Origin of the sequence: Acinetobacter sp. YH01018, assembly GCF_013420295.1 — a bacterium.
In the GTDB taxonomy this organism is placed as follows: domain Bacteria; phylum Pseudomonadota; class Gammaproteobacteria; order Pseudomonadales; family Moraxellaceae; genus Acinetobacter.
In genome coordinates this window covers 1-1,242 of record NZ_VOYL01000121.1, presented here as the reverse complement: position 1 = coordinate 1,242, position 1,242 = coordinate 1, and the positions used below count along the sequence as shown (strand labels likewise).

At 40.1% G+C, this 1,242-nt stretch carries 2 protein-coding genes; both read left to right on the top strand.

The features are described 5' to 3' along the window. Nucleotides 1–270 precede the first annotated feature (270 nt). Nucleotides 271–591, top strand: coding sequence for a multidrug efflux SMR transporter (locus FTT83_RS15910; RefSeq protein ID WP_004704299.1), 321 nt, complete (start codon nt 271–273; stop codon nt 589–591). A gap of 170 nt (nt 592–761) precedes the next feature. Further along, nucleotides 762–995, top strand: coding sequence for a hypothetical protein (locus FTT83_RS15905; RefSeq protein WP_004704298.1), 234 nt, complete (start codon nt 762–764; stop codon nt 993–995). Nucleotides 996–1,242 lie beyond the last annotated feature (247 nt).

Below are 1,242 nucleotides of genomic sequence, written 5' to 3'. Positions count from 1 at the left end.
AAGTGTGCTGCGTCATGGTCGATTTGCTCCGGTATTTAAGGCAGTCAAAACTCAGGTGCTCAAGATGGATATTCTTAAGAGTAAATTTAATTTCTTGTAAAAATTTATATAAAAACACACGCCGTTGTCCATATTTCTTGTTTAAATTCAGCTACTTTTTATGAGTATGCCTTTAGAGGTATAGGTAAAATTGGCCAGCCATCGCAGTATTAAAATCAGCCGTATGCTGAGCTGATCCGGCATAAAACTTAATTCAGGGAGTCAATACAGATGGCATGGATAGTTTTAGTTCTGGCCGGTATTTTTGAGATTATCTGGGCCTATTCCATGAAACTTTCAGCCGGTTTTAGCAAACCGATCCCCACCCTCATGACAGTGGTTTTTGTAATTTTAAGCTTTCTGCTGTTGAGCTATGCCATGCGTACGCTGCCCCTAGGCACGGCTTATACCATTTGGTCGGGCATAGGTGTGGTCGGGGCATTTTTGCTGGGCATCTTGATCTTGGGCGAGCAGGCCACCTTGATGCGTATTTTAGCCGCCGTTTTGATTACGGCTGGACTGCTATTGATGAAATTATCCGAGCTCTCCTGATCTGCAATTTGGTGCAGGCCATCAAGCAGATGCGCAGTTTTAATGCATAAAATATTCATATCAGGAATAAATACCGGATTTAGCCGGCATCAAACAGGCCAAATCGGTTATTGGCAAACTTGGCGCGGTATTTGCTTTTTATCAATTGAATTTTGTAAAAGGAGAATGCGATGAGCTATCCGGAACACTTTGTGATTAAGAAAATTCGCTTATTAACACCGACCACCTGTGAGGTGTATATGCTGAATATGAACAAAAAGTTTATGAAAGGCTGGCTGATTCGATGCAATCAGGGTCTGGTTCAGCAGTTTCATGAACAGATGAATCATTTGATGCAGTCTGCCCAGCCTTTTCAGGCATTGTTACAGCTGAAGCAGTTTCATCGGGTAGAGGTTTTATGTTAAGCCAAATCTAGCCAGCAGGAGATTAATTTCCTGCTGGTGCTTTCGCACATCTTAATAAAAATCAATAATTTAAAAAACTTTCCTAAAAATAAAAAAACTTTCCTAAAGCCGTAGACGTCTGAAAAAAAATCCTATATAAATTCTCACAGAGAAAATAATTTTCCTAAAGAGAAAATTAAACATCGCATAGAAACTCATTTTAAAGATTGAGAATTTATAGGAAGCACCCCTATGCCCCAGAACGCTC

Coding starts and splice junctions, on each gene's coding strand:
- FTT83_RS15910 (WP_004704299.1), top strand. CDS start 271: ATGGCATGGATAGTTTTAGTTCTGGCCGGTATTTTTGAGATTATCTGG.
- FTT83_RS15905 (WP_004704298.1), top strand. CDS start 762: ATGAGCTATCCGGAACACTTTGTGATTAAGAAAATTCGCTTATTAACA.